Consider the following 441-nt stretch of genomic DNA (forward strand, 5'->3'; position numbering starts at 1 on the left):
ACGACGCCCGCGCGGGGCGGGCGTCGTGGCGGGGCGGGTTCGCCAGCAAGCTGGCTCCTACGTAGGCGCGAGCTTGCTCGCGAATGGCGTCATCAGAGGAAGAAGTCGGTGCTGTCCAGCCCCATCCCCACGCCGCCGAGGTTGAGCGCGTACTTGCCCGGGCAGTTGGCCACGTGGGCGCGGCCGGTGTGGATATCGCGGAAGGCACGGTTGATCCCGTGGTGGCGGAAGATGGTGGAGGCGCCGCTGTTGTACATCAGCGCTTCCACCGCCTGGGCGCACTTGTCGGGGACGATGGCCGAGTCGTAGCGCATCTTCACCCGCTCGGCCATGGTCAGCGGCTCGCCGGCCTTGGCGCGCTGGGTCATCAGCGCGAAGTTGCGCAGCAGCACCGTGCGGCATTCGTCCACCGTGACCATGGCCTTGGCCAGGGCGGTCTGC

General features: G+C 69.2%; 1 pseudogene. It reads right to left on the reverse strand.

Features of this window, described 5'->3' with window-relative positions:
* Positions 1-92 precede the first annotated feature (92 nt).
* Positions 93-441 (reverse strand): annotated as a pseudogene (locus AAHM40_RS27060) (flavin-dependent monooxygenase); the annotation flags it as partial.

Source organism: Pseudomonas sp. OTU5201, from assembly GCF_038440135.1.
GTDB classification, from domain to species: domain Bacteria; phylum Pseudomonadota; class Gammaproteobacteria; order Pseudomonadales; family Pseudomonadaceae; genus Metapseudomonas; species Metapseudomonas resinovorans.